At 58.7% G+C, this 19523-nt stretch carries 21 protein-coding genes and 1 pseudogene; 15 read left to right on the top strand and 7 right to left on the bottom strand.

What is annotated here, in order from left to right; genetic code table 11:
* Positions 1-27: 27 nt before the first annotated feature.
* The gene (locus BG841_RS00555) at positions 28-1647 is read left to right on the top strand and encodes an acyl-CoA synthetase (RefSeq protein ID WP_141737035.1); all 1620 of its coding nucleotides are present in this window, start codon (positions 28-30) and stop codon (positions 1645-1647) included.
* Between the two features lie 11 nt (positions 1648-1658).
* Positions 1659-2099, top strand: coding sequence for a MaoC family dehydratase (locus BG841_RS00550; RefSeq protein WP_070055881.1), 441 nt, complete (start codon positions 1659-1661; stop codon positions 2097-2099).
* Positions 2100-2384: 285 nt separating this feature from the next.
* Here the strand turns inward: BG841_RS00550 and BG841_RS00545 are convergent, their stop codons facing one another.
* Positions 2385-3284 (bottom strand): LysR family transcriptional regulator, encoded by a 900-nt coding sequence (locus BG841_RS00545; protein ID WP_070055880.1) that lies wholly within the window; start codon positions 3282-3284, stop codon positions 2385-2387.
* Positions 3285-3443: 159 nt separating this feature from the next.
* On the opposite strand from BG841_RS00545, the gene BG841_RS00540 reads away from it, so the two are divergent.
* From BG841_RS00540 to BG841_RS00525, 5 genes and pseudogenes are all read left to right on the top strand, one after another.
* A complete protein-coding gene (locus BG841_RS00540; RefSeq protein ID WP_070055879.1) occupies positions 3444-3896 on the top strand; it encodes a DoxX family protein in 453 nt (150 codons plus the stop codon).
* A 20-nt stretch (positions 3897-3916) separates the two neighbouring features.
* On the top strand, positions 3917-4465 hold the full coding sequence (locus BG841_RS00535; RefSeq protein WP_070055878.1) for an NADPH-dependent FMN reductase: 549 nt from the start codon (positions 3917-3919) through the stop codon (positions 4463-4465).
* Positions 4466-4642: 177 nt separating this feature from the next.
* A pseudogene (locus BG841_RS17675) lies at positions 4643-5221 on the top strand (aminopeptidase P family N-terminal domain-containing protein); the annotation flags it as partial.
* A gap of 163 nt (positions 5222-5384) precedes the next feature.
* The gene (locus BG841_RS17120) at positions 5385-5990 is read left to right on the top strand and encodes a M24 family metallopeptidase (protein ID WP_416202623.1); all 606 of its coding nucleotides are present in this window, start codon (positions 5385-5387) and stop codon (positions 5988-5990) included.
* A gap of 143 nt (positions 5991-6133) precedes the next feature.
* The gene (locus tag BG841_RS00525; protein ID WP_070058619.1) at positions 6134-7075 is read left to right on the top strand and encodes a LysR substrate-binding domain-containing protein; all 942 of its coding nucleotides are present in this window, start codon (positions 6134-6136) and stop codon (positions 7073-7075) included.
* A 25-nt stretch (positions 7076-7100) separates the two neighbouring features.
* Here BG841_RS00525 and BG841_RS16995 read toward each other — a convergent pair whose 3' ends face one another.
* Positions 7101-7277 (bottom strand): hypothetical protein, encoded by a 177-nt coding sequence (locus BG841_RS16995; RefSeq protein WP_158007583.1) that lies wholly within the window; start codon positions 7275-7277, stop codon positions 7101-7103.
* Between the two features lie 212 nt (positions 7278-7489).
* On the opposite strand from BG841_RS16995, the gene BG841_RS00520 reads away from it, so the two are divergent.
* From BG841_RS00520 to BG841_RS00500, 5 genes are all read left to right on the top strand, one after another.
* On the top strand, positions 7490-8677 hold the full coding sequence (locus BG841_RS00520) for an aromatic ring-hydroxylating oxygenase subunit alpha (protein ID WP_070055877.1): 1188 nt from the start codon (positions 7490-7492) through the stop codon (positions 8675-8677).
* A 3-nt stretch (positions 8678-8680) separates the two neighbouring features.
* Positions 8681-10108: an aldehyde dehydrogenase family protein gene (locus BG841_RS00515; protein ID WP_070055876.1), complete on the top strand. Its 1428-nt coding sequence runs from the start codon at positions 8681-8683 to the stop codon at positions 10106-10108.
* Positions 10109-10159: 51 nt separating this feature from the next.
* The gene (locus tag BG841_RS00510; RefSeq protein WP_070055875.1) at positions 10160-10363 is read left to right on the top strand and encodes a rubredoxin; all 204 of its coding nucleotides are present in this window, start codon (positions 10160-10162) and stop codon (positions 10361-10363) included.
* Positions 10364-10404: 41 nt separating this feature from the next.
* Positions 10405-11721, top strand: coding sequence for an NAD(P)/FAD-dependent oxidoreductase (locus BG841_RS00505; RefSeq protein WP_070055874.1), 1317 nt, complete (start codon positions 10405-10407; stop codon positions 11719-11721).
* A 117-nt stretch (positions 11722-11838) separates the two neighbouring features.
* Positions 11839-12852: a patatin-like phospholipase family protein gene (locus BG841_RS00500; RefSeq protein WP_070055873.1), complete on the top strand. Its 1014-nt coding sequence runs from the start codon at positions 11839-11841 to the stop codon at positions 12850-12852.
* 72 nt (positions 12853-12924) lie between these two features.
* Here the strand turns inward: BG841_RS00500 and BG841_RS00495 are convergent, their stop codons facing one another.
* The 3 genes from BG841_RS00495 to BG841_RS00485 all read right to left on the bottom strand — a co-directional run bounded on the left by BG841_RS00495 (position 12925) and on the right by BG841_RS00485 (position 15411).
* Positions 12925-13290 (bottom strand): hypothetical protein, encoded by a 366-nt coding sequence (locus tag BG841_RS00495; protein WP_070055872.1) that lies wholly within the window; start codon positions 13288-13290, stop codon positions 12925-12927.
* A gap of 159 nt (positions 13291-13449) precedes the next feature.
* The gene (locus BG841_RS00490; RefSeq protein ID WP_070055871.1) at positions 13450-14385 is read right to left on the bottom strand and encodes a 5'-nucleotidase; all 936 of its coding nucleotides are present in this window, start codon (positions 14383-14385) and stop codon (positions 13450-13452) included.
* 375 nt (positions 14386-14760) lie between these two features.
* Positions 14761-15411: a PEP-CTERM sorting domain-containing protein gene (locus tag BG841_RS00485; RefSeq protein WP_070055870.1), complete on the bottom strand. Its 651-nt coding sequence runs from the start codon at positions 15409-15411 to the stop codon at positions 14761-14763.
* 320 nt (positions 15412-15731) lie between these two features.
* Between BG841_RS00485 and BG841_RS00480 the strand changes: the two genes are divergently transcribed.
* A complete protein-coding gene (locus BG841_RS00480) occupies positions 15732-16664 on the top strand; it encodes a metallophosphoesterase (protein WP_070055869.1) in 933 nt (310 codons plus the stop codon).
* A gap of 93 nt (positions 16665-16757) precedes the next feature.
* Positions 16758-17360 (top strand): outer membrane beta-barrel protein, encoded by a 603-nt coding sequence (locus tag BG841_RS00475; RefSeq protein ID WP_070055868.1) that lies wholly within the window; start codon positions 16758-16760, stop codon positions 17358-17360.
* A gap of 125 nt (positions 17361-17485) precedes the next feature.
* On the opposite strand, the gene BG841_RS00470 is transcribed toward BG841_RS00475, so the two are convergent.
* The gene (locus BG841_RS00470) at positions 17486-18337 is read right to left on the bottom strand and encodes a DUF3883 domain-containing protein (protein ID WP_070055867.1); all 852 of its coding nucleotides are present in this window, start codon (positions 18335-18337) and stop codon (positions 17486-17488) included.
* Positions 18338-18488: 151 nt separating this feature from the next.
* Positions 18489-19079: an alpha/beta hydrolase family protein gene (locus tag BG841_RS00465; RefSeq protein WP_070055866.1), complete on the bottom strand. Its 591-nt coding sequence runs from the start codon at positions 19077-19079 to the stop codon at positions 18489-18491.
* Between the two features lie 128 nt (positions 19080-19207).
* Between BG841_RS00465 and BG841_RS00460 the strand changes: the two genes are divergently transcribed.
* Complete coding sequence (locus BG841_RS00460) at positions 19208-19507, top strand: ADP-ribosylglycohydrolase family protein (RefSeq protein WP_228141554.1); 300 nt, start codon at positions 19208-19210, stop codon at positions 19505-19507.
* Positions 19508-19523 lie beyond the last annotated feature (16 nt).

Below are 19523 nucleotides of genomic sequence, written 5' to 3'. Positions count from 1 at the left end.
GCAACAAAAAATAATGAGAGAGATACCATGATGCTTACAGAACAGGTTGAAAGCTTGCTTGGCTGGGATAACCCCGAGCAGCCTTTTAATATTGCCGAGGTGTGCTGTGATCGCTGGGCAGCGGACACGCCTGATCAGCCGGCGATCATCCAGAAAAACCCCGATGGCAGTGTGGTTGAGTACAGTTTTGGTTACTTGCAGGAGCAGGCGAACCGGTTAGCCAATAGTTTCAGGGCGCAGGGTGTAGGGGTGGGTGATCGGGTGGGGATCATGTTGCCTCAGGGGATCGAGTCGGCCACCACCCACATGGCGATCTACAAACTGGGGGCCATCGCCGTTCCCCTGTTCAAGCTCTTCGGGTTTGACGCCATTGAGCACCGGGTCAGCAACAGTGGCATGTGCACTCTGGTGACGGATCTGGAAGGTTTTGAAAAGATCAGCCCGTTATGGGGCAATCACCAGGCCTTGACCAGTTGCTATGTGGTGGGCTTGTCAGAGGGCAAAGCGGGCGCGCTGTCGTATCAGCAGGAAGTGGCGGCACAGAGCCGTGAGTTCAGCAATCACCCGACCCGGATGGAAGATCCGGCCCTCATTATCTACACCTCGGGCACCACTGGACACCCCAAGGGCGCGCTGCATGCTCAGCGGGTCCTGCTGGGCCACCTGCCCGGGGTCCAGGTGTCCCACGACCTGTTTCCGCAGGCCAACGACCGCATGTGGACGCCGGCGGACTGGGCATGGATCGGTGGCTTGCTGGACGTGCTGTTGCCCTCGTTGTATTTCGGTGTGCCGGTCGTGGCCTACCGGGCAGAAAAGTTTTCGGCGGAGGATATTTTCCAGCTGCTGCAGGATCTGCAAATCCGCAATGTGTTTTTCCCACCCACGGCGCTCAAGCTGTTGCGCAATGTGCAGCGCCCTGAGCAATGGCAGCTGCAGTTACGTTCGGTGGCCAGTGGCGGAGAATCCCTGGGGGCGGAGCTGCTGGAATGGGGCGAGCAGGTGCTTGGGGTGCGCATGAACGAGTTTTATGGGCAAACCGAGTGCAATATGGTGCTGTCCTCCTGTGCGAGCCAGGGACTGCAGAAACCCGAAGCCATAGGCACCGCGGTGCCCGGTTTTGAGGTGGCGGTGGTGGACGATCAGGGCCAGCCGGTGCCGGTGGGTGAGGTGGGCAATATTGCCGTAGCCAGCCCCAACCCCAGTGAGATGCTGGGTTATTGGGAAAACCCGACAGCCACCGCAGAAAAGTATACCGGGCGGTGGTTGATGACCGGCGACAAGGGGCGCCTGGACACCGACGGCTACGTTTATTTCGTGGGTCGGGACGATGACGTGATTACCAGTGCGGGGTACCGCATCGGGCCGGCCCCCATAGAAGACTGCCTGCTCAAGCATCCGGCGGTCAAACTGGCGGCGGTCATTGGTAAAAAAGACCCGGTACGCACCGAAATCGTCAAGGCGTATATTGTGCTGCAAGACGGCTACCTTGAGAGTGCGGAACTGATCAGGGAATTGCAGCAGCATGTGCGGGTAGGGCTGGCGGCCCATGAATACCCACGGGAAATTCAGTTTATTGAAGAAATGCCGCTGACGACCACCGGGAAAATCATTCGCGGCGCTCTGCGGGCACTTGAATCTGACGCATAAGGAAAGAAGGTATGAATTTTTTGGGCAAGGCCTTTGACGAACTGAGCGAAAACGAAACTTTCGGGCAGAGTCTGACCATTACCGACGCACACATCAGTCAGGCGTGCGGAATGTTCGGGGATTTCAACCCGCTGCACAGCGATGCGGAATTTTGTGCCAAGAGCCGTTTTGGCCAGCGCATCCTCCACGGGCCGATGACCGGGGCGTTCATGTCGGCCTCCATCGGGATGTATTTTTACGGCACCGCGGTGGCCTACCTGGAGCACAATTGCCAGTTTTTGTCGCCTGTGTTCGCGGGCGATACCCTGACCGTTAACTGGACCGTCACCGAGCTGCTGGCCAAGCCGAAAATCAACGGCGGGATCGCCGTTCTGGCCGGTGAATGCTACAACCAGAGGTCCGAGCAGGTGGCCACGGCAACCGGTAAAATCATGCTCACCAACCGAACCTGAGCAGGGCCGTCAATACGCAAGGTTCTGCACAACATCCTGCGCGCCTTGGGACCGGGCACGTCGAGGGGCGCCGCAGCCGCTAAGTGGTACGCAGCCCGGCCCGGGCTGCAACGGTCGTGGGCAGCGGGTACGCAATATAAACCATGCTGCCAACCCGGGCCATCCCGGTCCTCCCCAGTGCGTTGAAAGGGGGGAGCGCACTCAATGCCTTGGGCCAGGATGGGTCTCTTAACCCGAGCGCGACGCACGGGCTGGCTCAGGTGGCGTGCAGGGGTGTGAACAAGCTCAGTCCCAGTAAGGCGGGTCGCCGAAGTAACCGTCCACAAAGTCGATAAAACTGCGCACCTTGCTCGCCAGCAACTGCCGGTGGGCATAAACTGCATAAAGCCCGATGGGCTCCGGCTCATAGTCCGTCAGAAGCACCTGCAGTTTGCCGGCTTTGATGGCCGCGCCCGATATAAAAGTGGGTTGCAGCACGATGCCCGCGCCGGCGAGGGCGGCTTCAAACAGAACGTCGCCGTTGTTGCTGACCATGCCGTGGTTGCCGTTCTGCGCAGCGGTTTGCAGCCAGCGGTGCAAGGTCTGGCTGGTGTCCAGTTCCATGTAGCTGTAATGCAGGTAACGGTGGTGGCCCAGATCTTCCGGGTGTTGAGGGGTGCCGTGTTGCCGCAGGTAGGCGGGAGAAGCGCACAGCGCCAGCCGCACGGGAGCAAGCCGCTTGGCGATCAGGGAAGAACTTTTCAGCTGGCCGATGCGCAGCGCGATATCGAAGCCTTCGTCCACCAGATCGACCTTACGGTCGTTCAGTTGCAGGTCGACCCCCACGGCCGGATGGGCCGTTTGAAACGCCTGCAGCAGCGGAGGCAGGTGGCGAATGGCGAAAGATACGGGCGCGCTGATGCGCAACACGCCGCGGGCCTGGGTTTGCAGGTTGCCGATCTGGTGTTCCATATCTTCGATGTCGCTCAGCACCTGCTGGGCGCGCAGGTGATAGCTCGCGCCCGCTTCGGTCAGGTGAAGCTTGCGGGTGGTGCGGTTCAGCAGGCGCACCCCCAGATGCTGTTCCAGCCGGGACACGTACTTGCTGGTCAGTTGCGGGGACATGCCCAGCCGGTCGGCGGCCCGGGTAAAGCTGCCTTCACTCACCACCGTGACGAAGGTGCGCATGGCATCGATGCGGTCCATAGGCGTATCCAGTATCGGAGGTATCAAAGATTAGCAACGCTGTGTTGATAATAACGAAACAAATGCCATCTTAGTATGTCTGTTCGGTGATAGTAGAGTGGGTGCACGGTCTGGAGCGCGGCTTCGGACACCCACAACCGACACGTATACGAGGCAATGATGACCAAGTCTGATTACGCACACACCTTGTTCCATTCCAGCGGCGGGACCGCGGCGCTGATTCTGCGGGTACCGGTCGGGCTGACGCTGGCGGCCCACGGTGCCCAGAAACTCTTTGGCTGGTTTGGTGGCTATGGCCTTGAAGGTACCGGACAATGGATGGCGAGCATCGGTCTGGAGCCGGGCTACCTGATGGCTTTGCTGGCCGGCGGTGCCGAATTCTTCGGAGGGCTGGCGCTGGTGCTGGGACTGCTGACCCGCCCGGCGGCGCTGGTAGCGGCCATCACCATGCTGGTTGCCCTGTTTGCGGTACACATTGGCAACGGCCTGTTCATGGCCAACAACGGTTACGAGTACGCCCTGACCCTGGTTGCGGTGACGCTGGCGCTTGCGGTTCAGGGCGGCGGCCGTTTCTCACTGGATCAGGTGCTGCTGAAGCGTCTGGCTGTTTAAAAAACCAAAGGAGAGAGAGTATGAAGATTCTGGCCATCAGTGGCAGTTTGCGAAAGGGCTCCTTCAACACCCGCTTACTGAAAGCCGCGGGTGAGTTCATTGGCCCGGATGCCTCGATCGAGTTGTTCGATCTGGCGGATATCCCCCTTTACAACGGCGACCTGGACGGCGAGGTCAAACCGGCTCCCGTGAAGGCGCTGCTGGATGCCATAGCCGCCGCCGACGCCCTGCTGATCTCGACCCCGGAATACAATTACAGTGTTTCCGGGGTGCTGAAAAACGCCATCGACTGGGCCTCACGGCCCGCGTTCGACTCGGTGCTGCTTGGCAAACCCACCGGCGTGATCAGCAGTTCCATGAGTACCCTGGGCGGGGCGCGGGCGCAGGTGCACCTGCGGGACATTTTTGCGGGCACCCTGACCCCGGTTTTCCTGACCCCGGACTTCGCCCTGGCTACCGCCCACAAAGCCTTCGATGAAGACGGCGCTTTGGTGAACGAGGGCACCCGGGAATTCTTGCAGAAGTATATGCAGGGTTATACCCAATGGGTGGCCGGTCAGCTGGGGTAGGCCAGTCCGGCTGGTCAGTCTTCGCATGCGTAAGGCTCATGAACGCCTGACTTTATGTCACTTTACGCCCTCTGTTTATTGTGACAGGTTATCGACGCGTCCGTTAAAAGCCCAAGGGCCGACTGCGCCTCTTGGGAGTTCGGTGCGGCGATCTATTACAATAAACAGAGGTAAGCCATGGACAGTGCGCGCGTCTTCCCGACGGTACCTTCCAACCGAAAAATTGACCCCAGGCGTCGTCGGGGCCCTTTCAAAGCCGATGGTTCGGTGGCCGACAACGATCGGGTCGAGATAGGCCCCACCGCGCTGGCGTTCCGCGAATGGGAGGAGTTGGGGCTGACACCGCCCACCCTGTCCCGCATGCGGGAATACCGCCTGCAACGGATTGTCGGGGAGCTGCAGAAGCGGGATCTGGCCGGTGTGCTGCTGTTCGATCCGCTGAATATCCGTTATGCGACCGATACCAGCAACATGCAGCTGTGGATTGCGCACAACCCCGCCCGGGCCTGTTTTGTGTCCGCGGCCGGGCACGTGATTTTATGGGATTTTCACAACTGCGAGCATTTGTCGGCGCATTTGCCCCTGGTGAACGAAGTGAGAGGCGGCGCCGCCTTCTTCTATTTCGAGACCGGTCATCGGACCGAGGAGCACGCCGCGCGCTTCGCCGCCGAAATTCAGTCGGTGCTGCAGGACCAAGCCGGCAGTAACAAACGGCTGGCGGTCGACACCATCGAGACGGTGGGCTTTACCCAATTGCAGCGTCGCGGTATCGAAATCACGGACGGTCAGAAGGTCATGGAACTGGCCCGTTCGATCAAGAACACCGATGAAATCAACGCCATGCGTTGCGCCCTTGCGTCCACCGAAATCGCCATGAAACGGATGCAACAGGCGTCGGTGCCCGGGGTGACCGAAAACGATATCTGGTCGATTCTCCACGCGGAAAACATCCGCCGGGGGGGTCGAGTGGATCGAATGCCGCCTGCTGTCGTCCGGCCCTCGCACCAACCCCTGGTTTCAGGAGTGCGGCCCCCGGGTGGTGCAGGACGGGGATCTGCTGGCCTTCGACAGCGACCTGATCGGCCCCTATGGCATGTGTGCCGATATTTCCCGGACCTGGTTGATCGGTGACCGGGCCCCGACTGAGGAACAGAAAACCCTGTACCGGGTGGCTTACGAGCACATCCAACACAATATGAGCATCCTGAAACCGGGCATGACCTTTCGGGAGGTGACCGAAGCCGGTCTGCGGTTGCCGGAGGCCTACCGGGCCCAGCGCTATGGGGTGATGATGCATGGGGTGGGGCTCTGCGATGAATACCCCTGCATTCGCTACCCTGAAGATCTGGAGGAGTACGGCTATCAGGGCGTGCTGGCGCCGGGTATGACGCTGTGCGTGGAAGCCTATGTGGGTGCGATCGGCGGCCGGGAAGGCGTCAAGCTGGAAGATCAGGTGCTGATCACCGCTACCGGGGTGGAAAACCTGACCGGCTATCCCTTTGAGGCGGCGTTATTGGGTCGTTGAATGGCGGCACGCCCGAGGGGCTCGGGAGCACTGCTCCCGCCGGCCGCTCGGTGGATGCCTCTGGTTGTCCCTGAAACACTGGTAAAGTGCCTCCCATAATAATAAAACCGACCATGGAGCCGGAACACATGCCCAGCACGACCATGAGAATCAAACCGCTGCCGCCGATGAACAGCCTCATCGTGTTTGAAGCGGCGGCCCGCCACGAAAGCTTCACCCAGGCAGCCCATGAACTCAGCGTTACCCAAGGCGCCATCAGTCGCCAGATCCGTCAGTTGGAGGAGTACCTCGGCAAGGATCTGTTTGTACGGGCCAATCGCAACATATCCTTGACCCTCACCGGCCAACAGTATTATCAGACCATTTACCGGGCCTTGCTGGATGTCGCTCAGGCGACCGGCGAAATCAAGAAATGGCAGGGTGAGCAGGAGATTACCGTAGCCACCACCAATGCGATGGCGGCTCTGTGGTTGCTGTCTAAAGTGGCGGAGTTCCAACAGCAGCATGAAGAGGTGGATCTGCGCATTCTCGCCTCGGATCAGGTAACCGACTATCGCCGGCTGGACTGCGACATCGCGCTGTTTTACTGTCGCCTGCCGCCCGATAATATGAAGGTGACCCCGCTGTTTCCGGAAGAAGTCTTTCCGGTGTGCAGTCCGGCTTATCTCGCTGGGGGACAACCGGGTCGGTCGCACGAAAACAGCCTGAGCCGCACCTTGTTGTATCTGGATGAATCCCAGCGGGACTGGCTCAGCTGGGAGGACTGGTTCGAGCAGGTGGGCCTGGCTCCGGTGACACCCCGTAACCGGATCAACATCAACAACTACCCCATGTTGATCCAGGCGGCCATCAATGGTCAGGGGGTTGCCCTGGCCTGGGGGTCTCTGGTGGATGAATATCTGGAGACGGGGGCCTTGGTGCGGCCACTGGATGTGGTGCTGAGGACGCCGGCTAATTTTTGCATGCTCGAACCTCTGAACCGCGGCGTGGTACCCAGCAGCGTCAAACTGTTTCGCCAATGGCTGCTGGAACAATTACCCGGACAGGTCGGTGGCAAGGGGTTGCCGGAGCGGGTTGGCTGGTAGCCGGTTTTTTTATTGCACGCCCGGCCTATAGGGTGGCCAGGCCGGTGGCCATCCCATCGAACAGCGTAAACAGCGCCAGGGTGGTGTCTGGCTGAGTGGCCGCCAGAATGGCGCAAAACAGCACAAAGCCAATGACCGGTACCTTGGAGGCGATGGTCACGGTCGGGTTGAGCCCCTTCAGAAATCCAGAGGTAGCACGCATAAAATCTCCCGCGGCGTAGCACGCTGATGTTGTTATTTTTTCTCACCCGTAAGTGAGCGCTGATCATGGATGACAAAAGCTCATCCATACCCGGCTAAAAAGTCGTTTGTTCGCCGGGCTGTTGTTAGCCAATACTCTGCCTCATCGGCACCCCAGGTGTCCCGTTGCTAACATCAGCGCAGGTCCCCTGCGTCCTCGTGGGAGAAATAACAATGAGCAATATCAATCCGCACATCATTCCCATTCATCAGGTGAAGGAAGTGCTGAATCCAATCGTCGAGGCCAGTGGTATACCGAACGAAAGCTACACCAGTCAGCAATATTTCGCCTTCGAGCGGGATCGGGTGATCGGTAAGACCTGGGCCTGTATCGGCTTTGCGTCGGACCTGATCAAGAACGGCTATGTCATCCCGGTCAGTTTCATGGACCTTCCCTTGCTGATGATGCGCAATAAGGACGGCCTGGTGCAGGTTTTTCACAACGTCTGCAGTCACCGGGGCATGCAGCTGGTCCACGAGGCGGGCGAAGTTCAGGGCTTGATCCGCTGCCCCTACCACTCCTGGAGCTACGATCTGGACGGTAACCTGAAGAGCACGCCGCACCTTGGCGGTATTGGCAAGCACACCGACGATCGCTTCCAGTGTGAAAAGCACGGTCTGAAAGCGCTGCGCTCCCACGTGTGGATGGACATGGTGTTCGTGAATCTGTCCGGGGATGCGGCGCCGTTTGCAGAGCACATCGCGCCTCTGGAACGTCGCTGGCAGGAGTTTTGGGGCACCGACGGCATGGATCTGTTGCGCCGGGTGAACATGGGCGGACAGCTGGAAATCGAAGTTCAGAGTAACTGGAAACTGACGGTAGAAAACTACTGCGAAGCCTACCATCTGCCCTGGGTGCACCCCAGCCTGAACTCCTACTCCAAGCTGGAAGACCATTATAACATCATGATTGAAGACCGCATGGCCGGGCAGGGCAGCACCGCCTACAACCTGTCGGATACCGCCGGTACCCATTTGCCAAAGTTCCCGAGCTGGCCCGGGGATAAGTTGCGCCATGCCGAATACGTGGCACTGTTTCCCAACGTGCTGCTGGGCATTCAGGCCGATCACGCGTTTGCCATGATGATCGACCCCGTTCACGCCGAACAGACGCTGGAAAAACTGCGCCTGTACTACGTGGGTGACGAGGCGCTCAAAGATGAGTACGCCGCCTGCCGCACCGCGACCCTGGAGTCCTGGCGCGTGGTGTTCACCGAAGACATCGGCGCAGTGGAGGGCATGCAGAAAGGCCGTCATTCTCCCGGTTTCGGGGGAGGCGTGTTCTCGCCGGAAATGGACCTGCCGACTCACTTCTTCCAGAAATGGCTGGCGACGCAAACCAAAGCAGGACTGGAGGTGTAACCCATGCAGCATTATCAGAACTATATCGACGGGCAGTGGCGGGATGCCGCCAATCAGCTCACCGTGCTGAACCCGGGCACCGGACAGCCTTACGCCACCATCGCCCAAGCTGGCATTGACGACGCCGATCTGGCCATGGCGGCCGCGCGCCGTTGTGCGGACAGCGGTGCCCTGAGCGACGTGCGCCCGGCCCGGCGCACCACCTGGATGCTGAAAGCCGCCGACGCCATCCGGGCCATCGCCGACGAAGGCGCACTGGTGGCCTGTCGCGAAAACGGCAAGAGCCTGAACGACGCCCGGGATGAGTTCATCGAAGCGGCCCGCTACTTTGAATACTACGCGGGTATGGCCGACAAGATTGAAGGCATCTCGGTGCCCCTCGGCAAGGATTATGTGGACTTCACCCAGTACGTGCCCTTCGGCGTGTCGGTGCAAATTGTTCCCTGGAACTTCCCGGTGTCCATTTGCGCCCGCTCGCTGGCCCCGGCGCTGGCGGCCGGCAATGCGGTGGTGATCAAGTCACCGGAACTTTCGCCCCTGGCCATGACCTTGTTGATCAAGGCGGTGGAGCAGGCCGGCTTCCCGCAAGGGGCGGTCAATCTGCTGTGCGGTCAGGGCTCGACAGTGGGCAGTCATCTGGTCCGGCATCAGAGCACCAACCAGATCGTGTTCATCGGCTCGGTGCCCACCGGCCAGCGCATCCTCAAGGATGCGGCCGAGCGCGCCACGCCGGCGGTGATGGAGCTGGGCGGCAAGTCCGCTGCGATCGTGCTCAAGGATGCGAATCTGGAGACCCTGCTGGCCAGTGTGAAAGCCGGCATCTTCTTCAACGCCGGACAGGTGTGTTCGGCCATGTCGCGCTTACTGATCCAGCGTGACCGCTACGACGAAGTAAAAGCCGCAGTGGTTGCGTTGGCGGAAAGCCTGAGCATCGGCCTGGGGGAAGACAACCCGGATCTGACCCCGGTGGTGTCCCGGCAGCAGCAAGAGGGCATCCTGGCGATGATCGACCAGGCCGGTACCGAAGGAGCCAAAATTCTCACCGGTGGTGTGGCCCCGGATCGGGCCGGCTATTTTGTGGCGCCGACGGTGATCGAGGCGAGCGCGGACATGACCATCGCCCGGGAAGAAGTGTTCGGCCCGGTGCTGGTGATCATGCCTTTCGACAGCGAAGACGAGGCCGTGGCCCTCGCCAATGGCACCGATTTTGGCCTGGTCGCCGGGGTGTTTGGTGAAGGCCTGAACCAGACCCTGCGGGTCGCCAACCGCTTGCGTGGTGGCCAGGTGTACATCAACGAGTGGTTTGCCGGGGGGGTGGAAACACCCTTCGGCGGTGTGGGGCTGTCAGGCTTCGGTCGAGAGAAGGGCCAGGAAGCGCTGTACAGTTATGTCCAGACGCGCAACATCGGTATTCGTCTGGGCCAGGGGTGATCCTGGCAGCGATTGGTGTCAGCAGGAAACAGGGTAGTGGGGAGAATCACGATGAAAATGTGGATGTGCATCATCTGTGGATTGATTTACGACGAAGCCAAAGGCTGGCCGGCCGACGGTATTGCCCCCGGCACCCGCTGGGAAGACGTGCCGGAGGATTGGCTGTGCCCCGATTGTCTGGTGGGCAAGGCCGATTTCGACATGCTTGAGATCACCGAGGACGAACAGGCTCCATCGGCCAGGCTGGCTGGGTGATCGCGCCGAGGGCCGAGAACTGGCAGCCTGAGGAGCAGAGCATGGTCAATTTACCCAAGGATGACCGCAGCTGCGGCTGGTATCAGGCATTGCCACCGGCCGCGCCGGTCACCCGGCTTAACGGCGTACAACAGGCCGATTACGCGGTGCTGGGCGCCGGTTTTGCCGGCCTGGCGGCGGCCCGCCGGCTGGCCGAACACCGCCCGGACGCGCGCGTTCTGCTGGTGGACGCGCAACGGGTTGCCGAGGGGGCGTCGGGGCGGAATTCGGGTTTCGTGATCGATCTGCCCCACAAGTTTGCACTGGAACACCCGGATCCGGCCCACAAGCAGAAACTGCTGGGGCTTAATCGCGCGGCCATCGCGCAACTGGACGGTCTGGTTCAGCGCCACCGCATCGATTGCCAGTGGTCCGCAGTTGGCAAGTACCAGGGCGCGGTGAGCGCGCGGGGCGAAGCCTTTCTCGATCACTTTGAGCACCTGATGAACGATCTGGGCGAACCCTTTCGCATGGTGGGGCACAGTGAACTGAGTGCGGTGTTGGGCACCGCCTATTATCGACGCGCGATCTTTACCCCGGGGGGCTACCTGATGCAGCCGGCCGCGCTGGTGCGTGGCATGGCGGATCATCTGCCGGACAACGTCGAACTGCTGGAGCAGTCACCCATCCGCGAATTGCAACGCCAGGGCGGCCGGTGGCGCCTGAAGGGGGAACTGGGTGAGATTCACACCCCGAAACTGCTGTTGGGTACCAGCATCTTCACCCGTGAGTTCGGCTATCTGAAGCACCGGTTGCTGCCGGTGATGACCTTTGCCAGCTGGACCCGGCCGCTGACCGACGCGGAGCTGGGCCGTTACGGCGGTGAGCTGAACTGGGGGCTGACCCCGGCGGATCATGCCGGCACTACCCTGCGCATGACCGCTGACCGGCGCATTCTGATCCGCAACAGCTACAGGCATGTGCCTCGGTATGGCAGCAGCATCGATGAGCGCCAACGCCAGCGCATTCAGGCGGATCATCGCCAGGCGTTTCTGGTCCGCTACCCGGAGTTGGCCGAGGTGCCTTTTACCCATACCTGGGGCGGGGTCTACGCCATCTCCCGTAATTTCACCAACTTTTTCGGGCGGTTGGAAGATGGCCTCTACGCCAGTGCTTGTGACAACGGGGTAGGCGTGGCCTGGGGTACCGTATCGGGCACTTTGCTGGCCGATCTGGCGGTGGGTGCAGAGTCCCAACAGCTGCGGGACATCCAGCAGGTGACCGGCATGCCAAGCCTCAACCCACCCGAACCCATTTTGGGAATGGGGGTGAGAAGCCGGATCGCGCTGGCCAAGTGGCAAAGCCGGCGCGAGTTATAAGGGGGCAGTCCGGGGCGGTGCCGGAGCCGGGGGTGGTATTCCCGTTGGCAGTGAACAGGGTGTACAGTAGGCGTTGTGCAACACCCCTTACCGCCAGACACAAGGAAACCCGCGCCGATGCACAAAAAACCGGTCAATCTGGCCCTGCAAGGCGGGGGCTCCCACGGGGCATTTACCTGGGGGGTGCTGGACTATTTCATGGAAGACGGGCGCGTCAGTGTGGCGGGCATTTCGGGCACCAGCGCGGGGGCGATGAACGCCGTTGTGTTAGCGCAAGGCTATATGGACGGCGGGGCCGACGGCGCCCGCGAGGCCCTGGGGCGGTTCTGGCGCCAGGTATCGCAGATGGGCCGGTTGAGCCCCATCCAGCGAAGCCCGCTCGACTTGCTCGCCGGGCGCTGGAGTCTGGATCACTCCCCCGGCTACCTGATGTTTGATCTGTTCAGCCGGGTGACGTCACCCTACAGCCTCAACCCGCTGAACATCAATCCATTACGTAACCTGGTCGAGTCGACCATCGACTTCGAAAAAGTCAGGGCCTGCAGTGAGTTAAAACTGTTCATCGCCGCCACCAACGTGCATACGGGCAAAGTAAAAGTCTTCGAACGTGACGAACTGACCGCGGATATGCTGTTGGCGTCGGCCTGTTTACCCACCCTGTATCAGGCCGTCGAAATCGACGGGGTGCCCTATTGGGACGGTGGCTTTGTCGGCAATCCGCCCCTGTATCCCTTGTTCCACTCCACCCACTCCCGGGATATATTAATCGTTCAGGTGAATCCGATCGAGCGCACGGCCACGCCGAAATCCGCGCGGGAGATCCAGAACCGGGTTAACGAAATATCGTTCAATTCATCGCTGCTGCGAGAATTGCGCGGTATTGAGTTTGTGCAACGATTGTTGCAGCAAAACCGGCTGGACCGGGGGCATTATGCGGAAATTCTGGTGCATCGGATCGAGGCCACCGAACAACTCAACCCGTTATCTGCGTCCAGCAAATTGAATGCGGAATGGGCATTTCTGACCCATCTGCGCGACATTGGCCGGGCAGCCGCGCGGGCGTTTCTGGACGCCCATTATGACAGCCTGGGGGTGAGCTCCACCCTGGATCTGCCCCACGAGTTCTCGTAGCTCCGGACGTTTCCCGAGGCATAAAAAAAGCCCCCATCATTGCTGATGGGGGCTTTTTAAAACTGACTTGAATTAAGCAGCTTTTTTGGCAGAGGCTTTAGCAGCCGGCGCTACCGGGGTCAGGCTTTCGGTCAGGATAGCCTGCACTTCAGCAAAGTAGGCCTGGGTGTTCTGGGCCAGAGTTTCTGCTTCGCTCTTCAGCGCTTCAAAGTTGGCTTTGGCGTCTTCTGTCTTCGCAGTCACGAAAGAGGTCAGACCTTCAACGTCTTTGATTTCGGTGAACGCTTTGAAGTCGGCCTGTACTTGCGCGGTTTGCTTTTCAACAGCGGCTTGCTGAGCTTCAAGCGCCTTGGTGAAGGTGGCGGTGTTCAGCTCGATCAGCTTCTGTACAGGAGTGCCAAAAGCGGAAAAGTCGACAGTAGGGATAGTGTTGAACATGGTGTGTTCCTCGTATAAGAAATTAGTTGATGAGTTGAATGGTATAGGGTCTTTTGCTGCGGCGCAACAAATAGTTTTCGTGCAAGCAATGGTTTTGTGTTAACGTGTTGCAAAAAAAAGAAAAAAATATATCAAACTTTTTTTGTGCGAGTGCGGCAATCAGTCTTCGGGGGCCGCGTTGGCCACTCCAAAAGGTACGTGCACCATGGGGATATCGCCCGCCTCCGACTGCAGGTGGGAACGTTGGTCATCAAAAAACATGTGGGGCTTGAGCACGTTCAGAATCCGGTCTTTCTGCATACCGCCCAGAAAGAACACCGCATTTACGTCCACGCCCCAGTGTTCCAGAGTGGTGATCACCCGTTCGTGGGACGGGGCGTTGCGGGCGGTGACAATGGCGGTGCGTAACACCCGTTGATAGTCGGGGTCGTCGGCCAGGGCCTGGTTTTCCAATTGCTGCAGGTGCGCGAGCTTGCGGAACAGGTCCGCCAGCGGGCCCGGGCTGTGGGGGATGTGGGATCGGGAGGTCTCATGGGCCTGAAACGCCTCCAGGGATCCGGCCTTGAACACCTGCTCCGAGGCGTCGTCGGCAATCACTCCGTCGAAGTCAAAGGCAATGCGCAACTCTGTATCCCCCTGGTCGTCTACCACCTGGCTGGGCAGCACCGTGCCCGCCGGATGGCCGTAATCGAGGGCCTGAAGCACATCCGCCTCGTTGGCCGACAAAAACAGTGAGGCATTGAACGCGGGGATGTAGGCGTAGGGCGATTTACCTTCCAGAAAGGCCGCCCGGGTAATGTCCAGACCGTGGTGATGAATGGAGTGGAACACCCGCTTGCCGGTAATCACCGAGTTGCGCGACAGCAACACCACCTCCACCGGACACTGCTCGGGAAACTTCTGATTGATGCTCAGAAAACGCCGCACAAACGGAAAGGCCACCCCCTTGCGAAAGGGCTCGTGCTGATGGGCTTCCTGATACTGCCGATAGGCCTGCTCACCCTGTTTGCGAAATACATGGTCGGATTCCGACAGATCAAACAGTGCGCTGGAGGCCACCGCAATCACCAGTTTTTGTTCAATGGGGTAGGGCATTAACGTAAAAGTCCTTGGTTAAAACCTGTGAATACCCCCTGATCCTATCAAACCGTCGTGTGTTTTTATGGGCGATGCTCGATCGACCGTCAATTAAGCTCAGTCTGGACGCCCCCCAATGACCTGCCGCAGCACGTCTGCGTCCGCCAGACAGTAACCTGTGATGAGAGCGATGGTTGGATGAACGGTGAGCCTGCCGTGGGGCCACCACTGGTGGGCTGCGTGCAACACGCGGGGACTGGCGGACATTTTATGTGCAGGACCGGCGGCAGTTGCCGGGGTAACAACCACATTGGTAGGCGGGTGCCAGAAGCCGGAGCCGCTGTTTTCCAACAGCGCTCCGCATAAGGGGCCGGGGGTTAACTCAAGCGTCAGTCAGCGGTTTTTTCTGCGCCGGGTTGTCGCTAAACCGACCAGCCCCAGAGTGATGAGACCCAGAGTGGCGGGTTCCGGCACCGATACCGCTGCGGAGTTAACCTCAATAACGTAGCCTGTGGCGCCGCCGTGGTCAGCACGCAGGATCTGCAGCGCGTGATCGCCCGCCGCAATGCCGGGCAGGCTGATATCGTATTCGTCCAGACTGGCCCCCCCTGCGCGGGTGGCACCAAATACAAACGCACCGTCCAGCCATATCACAATGCCGTTATCGACCCCGACGTCGATCGTCAGATCGGCAAGGCTGTCGAGGGTGAAGTCGTACACAATGGCGGTTTCGGTATTAACCGCCCAGGAACTCGGGATGGCGGTCCCCGGCGGGCTCCAGGTGCCCCCTGTGTAATCACCGCCCAACCAATCCGCGCCAAACTCTGGCGTGAACGCGAAACCGGGGTCGGCGCCCAATACAATGGTCGGGTCGCCCTCGCTGACATTCGGTCCCAAAAGAAAGCCTCCCGGGCCGTCCATGGCGGCCAGGTCGCCGAGACCGTCGTTGTAACGCCCGGTGGTCGAATTATCGATAATCAACACCGCATGAGCCTGAACTGATGCAGCAAGTAGCGCAGCCGCCATCGCAAGTTTGAGTTTCATCAGTTGCCTTCCTTGTCGGGGCGCCGGGTTCGGCGCGGGATCAATGACCAGTCAGCAGCAATAGCCATGCCAGGAAAATAACTGTAATAAAAACAGTCGTCTAAAATGAAGACCAAAATGCGATGTAAATTATTTCGACACATTTGGAGTCACCAAGCGCGGTCTGAAGTCGGCAACGTCACTTTGTCCTGACCCGCCTTTCCCGGCTTGGCAATTCGGGGCAGATCCCGCAATATGGGTTCACGACAAATAAAACGCACCCTATCCGTTAGCCCGCGATGTACTGATTCCAGCCAAAATCGATGAAGGACGCAGTATCGATGTACGATTTGATTGGCGATATCCACGGTTACGCCACCGAACTGAAAGCCCTGCTCACCAAAATGGATTACCGGGAAATCGACGGTGTGTGGCAGCACCCGGAGCGCCGGGTGATCTTTGTGGGGGATTTTATCGACCGGGGCCCGCAGCAAATAGAAATCGTATTGATCGCCAAAACCATGGTGGAAAGGGGCCATGCGCTGGCGGTGATGGGTAACCACGAGTACAACGCAGTAGTATGGGCCATGCCCGACCCGCAGAACCCCGGCGATTACCTGCGCCCCCATACCGCCCGCAATCTGGACCAGCATCAGGCGTTTTTGGCGCAGGTGGGTGAGGGCAGTGAGCTGCACGGCAAACTGCTCGCCTGGTTCAGAACCCTGCCGATTTACCTTGAACTGCCCGAGTTGCGTGTGGTGCATGCCTGCTGGCACCCGCAGTATATAAAAGCCGCCGCCACCATCACCGATGACCAGAACCGCCTGTTACCCGAAGCCTGGGAAGCCAGCAGCCGCAAGGGCAGCGAAGCCTACGAAGTTATTGAAACCTTACTCAAAGGCCTGGAGATACCCCTGCCCGCAGGGCATTACTTTCACGACGGTGAAGGCAACAAACGCACCATCGTGCGCACCCGATGGTGGCAGATCGACAAGCTGACCTACCGTGACCTGGCCATGGTGCCCAGCTCCCAAATCGACAAAATCCCCCACCAACCGGTGGCCGACCACATAACGCCCGGTTACGACCATAAAAAGCCCTTGTTTGTGGGGCACTACTGGATGAGTGGCGAGCCGGCGCCATTGACGGACCGGGTGGCATGCCTGGATTACAGCGTCGCGGGGGAGCGTGGGGGGAAGTTGTGTGCCTATCGGTGGGATGGGGAGGCGAGGTTGCAGGAGGGAAACTTTGTTTGTGTGGCTTCATCGCATTAAAGTGCAACCCTGTTGCAGTGGCTCGATGACTGTTGCATCACTCACTGTGGCCATTGATTCACTGGGTATTGTTAACCGCAAAAGGAAGTTGTAATGAAATTCAATAAGTCTGCATTGTTATTGTCCCTCGCCGTTATTGCCTATACACCGACTCATGCCGCTCAGGCACAGCCGGGGTATCTGGGGATCTCGCTAGGGCAGGCTACTGTGGATGATTTTTGTGATGGGTCTGAGACGTCGTGCGACGACAGTGCTGGAACCCTACGTATCCATGGAGGAACAGAGCTGAACGGTCTTGCCAATCTGGAATTTGGCTACCGCTATATCGATGATATTGAGGCAAGTGGTGTTTATGGCGGGGTGGGTCTCGCTGCGGCCGTCAATGGTCACTTTGTAGATGCCACGCTGCAACTGGGTATGCCCGAAACCGGCCCCTTCAAAGTATTTACCAAGGCAGGTCTTCTGCTGTGGAGACTTAACTACGAGGTTGCCGCCGATAATGGGTTCATTCGGGTATCAGAAAGCGATAGCGATAGTGGCGTGGCCTTCAGAACTGGCCTGGGCGTGAGTTATGACGTCTCTGAAACTGTGCGATTGCGTGCTGACTGGGACTATCTGGTGAATGTCGGTGATGACGACGAGCTTGGTGAGGCCGATATTCATATTTTCAGTGTTGGGCCCGAGTTCCGATTCTGACGAATTTCTCTGGTGTGCTAGCTGGCGCAAGGAGCAAGATGTAGGCCCTTGCGCTGGCTACAAGGTTAGTGCACAAAATTTTCGCCAGAGTGCGCGGGACAGGTCGACGGGGTCGGCTATTAGGACTACCTCAACCTGCATAAAAAACTCACAGGATTCATTTGGCAGTGATTGCTAATGGTGCCCTGTAAGGAGAACAATTTCGGTGATTTTCGAAATTCGAATAGGCGGTAAAGATGAAATTGATCCGGGAATTCCTCGGAGAATTCAACCTCGTTACGAGACGCATAAAACGGCGTTTCTTTAGCGAAGGCGGTTGTTTTGACCTCGATAAAACGTTCCTGTCCCGACGTATCAAATGACAAAATGTCGTAGCCATGACCGTCACCTTTTGATTTTGAAACATGTTCAATGCGATTAGCTAAGGTCTTTTCGCCTGATGATCTGAGCCGATACTCTTCATATTCCAGAGTCAACAACTCTCCAGCCTCTCCGAGCGCAGCATTTCGGGCTTCTTGAGCCAGGTAGTCTCTTTTGGAGGCAACTCGATTGCGAGTATGTGGAGGGTAGGTTTTGTGGATTTTGTTTTCGGGCTTGGGCGCCTGAACCACAAGGCTGGAGTATTCAACGCCACTAGGTACAAAAGCTGGTTGACTGACGGCGGCCTGAGAAGCGTGATCAAAGTCCGAATGGGAGTTAATCCAGTCTTCGACGTAAGCCGCTAGAACTTCCTGGTAATTACTAAGAGGTTTGTAACCTGGAATCCAAAAACAGTTCAGGTCGCGGAGAATTGCGCTGATATTTTGACGTTTACGTTCAACGGCGCCGTCACTGCGCCCATTTAGTTTTTTAAGTAACTCTCGACGGTGGGCACTTTTATTGTATCGCTGGCCCGCTAGTTCAAGGGTCAACATCTTCATATAGTCGGCTACTGTTAGCGCAATTTCTTCATCGCTCCAATGACTCGCCCTGGACATGGTTACTACTCCGTTAATACAACTATTCGCGAATATTCAGATCATGTCTTAGTGCTAATGGCTTGGCAAATAAAAGAAACGCTAATTGCTTGTTATGCTTAGTTGATGGTTTTTATCAAGTCATAGGCCATGGATGAGTTTGGCGATGAGCCTAGTTGTGATGGTGTGGAGGTGAACCCCGGTCCATAATTGCGTCACCGGGGCTATGGTCTCTTACTGACAGCCCACACCGAACCAACAACTTGTGAAACTCCCCCGTGATCCGCTCCATGCTGTTGCTGAGACGATGGCCATCGGGTAACAGCAGCAGCGGCACGCGCTGGGCTTGAGCGGTCTCGATGACCGGCCCAACCGGCACGACTTCGTCATCCCAGCCATGAACGATGAGGCTGTGTCGGGCACGTAAAATCGGACTGGTGCTGGGGTAGCTGGGCAGGCCCAGAGCCGGCGCGAGCAGCAAGCAGCCGAGTACCGGCATCTCGCTGGCGGTCTGTGCACAGACCCAGCCGCCCATACTGGAGCCCGCCAAGATGATCCGATCGGGACTGGCCCCGGCGTTTTCAATGGCGGCGGCCATGTGGGTGAGTCGTTCGGCCGGGTCTTTGGTGACTTGGTGGTCGAGCACCGCGGTGGTAACGCCGTCGAAGGCGTCGGCCACCGCTTTGAGGGCCTGCATTTTGCGGGCGTTGGGGTGGCTGTCCCGGCCGTGGGACAGGAATATGTGATACCGGGTAGGTGTCATTGGGCTCTCCATTCAAATAAAGTCAGTTTATCCGGTCGCCTGCAAACTATTGGGTGGTCGTCATCTTAACAATTTAACGCGTGAAAAATAGGCACGTCGTGATGTGAGCCCAGGCAGCAATACAGGGAGTGGTATGCCATGGACAACAATTCTCAATCCTGGGTTGCGGCCTCCGAACCCGCAAGCACAACCCGAGCGCGCTTTCAGGGGTGATTGCTGGGGGCGCCGTGGGTGACGCTTTGGGTGGTGCGGTGGAGTTTATGTCGCGCGCCGGGATCCTGCAGCGGTATGGCGGCAAGGACAAGATCACCGCCGACACCCAGATGACCCTGTATACCGCGGAAGGTCTGTTGAGGGGGTTGATGCGCGGTTTGCACAAGGGCGTCACCAGCTATACTCAGGCCGTTGCCCACGCGTATCTGCGCTGAATGTTTTAACAGGCGA

The organism is Marinobacter sp. X15-166B (assembly GCF_001752365.1).
Lineage (GTDB): Bacteria > Pseudomonadota > Gammaproteobacteria > Pseudomonadales > Oleiphilaceae > Marinobacter.
Note: the sequence above shows the minus strand (reverse complement) of the source record. Positions and strands in the feature narration are given on the sequence as shown.

Coding starts and splice junctions, on each gene's coding strand:
- BG841_RS00515 (WP_070055876.1), top strand. CDS start 8,681: ATGCAGCATTATCAGAACTATATCGACGGGCAGTGGCGGGATGCCGCC.
- BG841_RS00555 (WP_141737035.1), top strand. CDS start 28: ATGATGCTTACAGAACAGGTTGAAAGCTTGCTTGGCTGGGATAACCCC.
- BG841_RS00465 (WP_070055866.1), bottom strand. CDS start 19,079: ATGACACCTACCCGGTATCACATATTCCTGTCCCACGGCCGGGACAGC.
- BG841_RS00495 (WP_070055872.1), bottom strand. CDS start 13,290: ATGTTCAACACTATCCCTACTGTCGACTTTTCCGCTTTTGGCACTCCT.
- BG841_RS00500 (WP_070055873.1), top strand. CDS start 11,839: ATGCACAAAAAACCGGTCAATCTGGCCCTGCAAGGCGGGGGCTCCCAC.
- BG841_RS00540 (WP_070055879.1), top strand. CDS start 3,444: ATGACCAAGTCTGATTACGCACACACCTTGTTCCATTCCAGCGGCGGG.
- BG841_RS00545 (WP_070055880.1), bottom strand. CDS start 3,284: ATGGACCGCATCGATGCCATGCGCACCTTCGTCACGGTGGTGAGTGAA.
- BG841_RS00510 (WP_070055875.1), top strand. CDS start 10,160: ATGAAAATGTGGATGTGCATCATCTGTGGATTGATTTACGACGAAGCC.
- BG841_RS00475 (WP_070055868.1), top strand. CDS start 16,758: ATGAAATTCAATAAGTCTGCATTGTTATTGTCCCTCGCCGTTATTGCC.
- BG841_RS00480 (WP_070055869.1), top strand. CDS start 15,732: ATGTACGATTTGATTGGCGATATCCACGGTTACGCCACCGAACTGAAA.
- BG841_RS00535 (WP_070055878.1), top strand. CDS start 3,917: ATGAAGATTCTGGCCATCAGTGGCAGTTTGCGAAAGGGCTCCTTCAAC.
- BG841_RS00470 (WP_070055867.1), bottom strand. CDS start 18,337: ATGTCCAGGGCGAGTCATTGGAGCGATGAAGAAATTGCGCTAACAGTA.
- BG841_RS00520 (WP_070055877.1), top strand. CDS start 7,490: ATGAGCAATATCAATCCGCACATCATTCCCATTCATCAGGTGAAGGAA.
- BG841_RS00485 (WP_070055870.1), bottom strand. CDS start 15,411: ATGAAACTCAAACTTGCGATGGCGGCTGCGCTACTTGCTGCATCAGTT.
- BG841_RS00505 (WP_070055874.1), top strand. CDS start 10,405: ATGGTCAATTTACCCAAGGATGACCGCAGCTGCGGCTGGTATCAGGCA.
- BG841_RS00525 (WP_070058619.1), top strand. CDS start 6,134: ATGAGAATCAAACCGCTGCCGCCGATGAACAGCCTCATCGTGTTTGAA.
- BG841_RS00490 (WP_070055871.1), bottom strand. CDS start 14,385: ATGCCCTACCCCATTGAACAAAAACTGGTGATTGCGGTGGCCTCCAGC.
- BG841_RS16995 (WP_158007583.1), bottom strand. CDS start 7,277: ATGCGTGCTACCTCTGGATTTCTGAAGGGGCTCAACCCGACCGTGACC.
- BG841_RS00550 (WP_070055881.1), top strand. CDS start 1,659: ATGAATTTTTTGGGCAAGGCCTTTGACGAACTGAGCGAAAACGAAACT.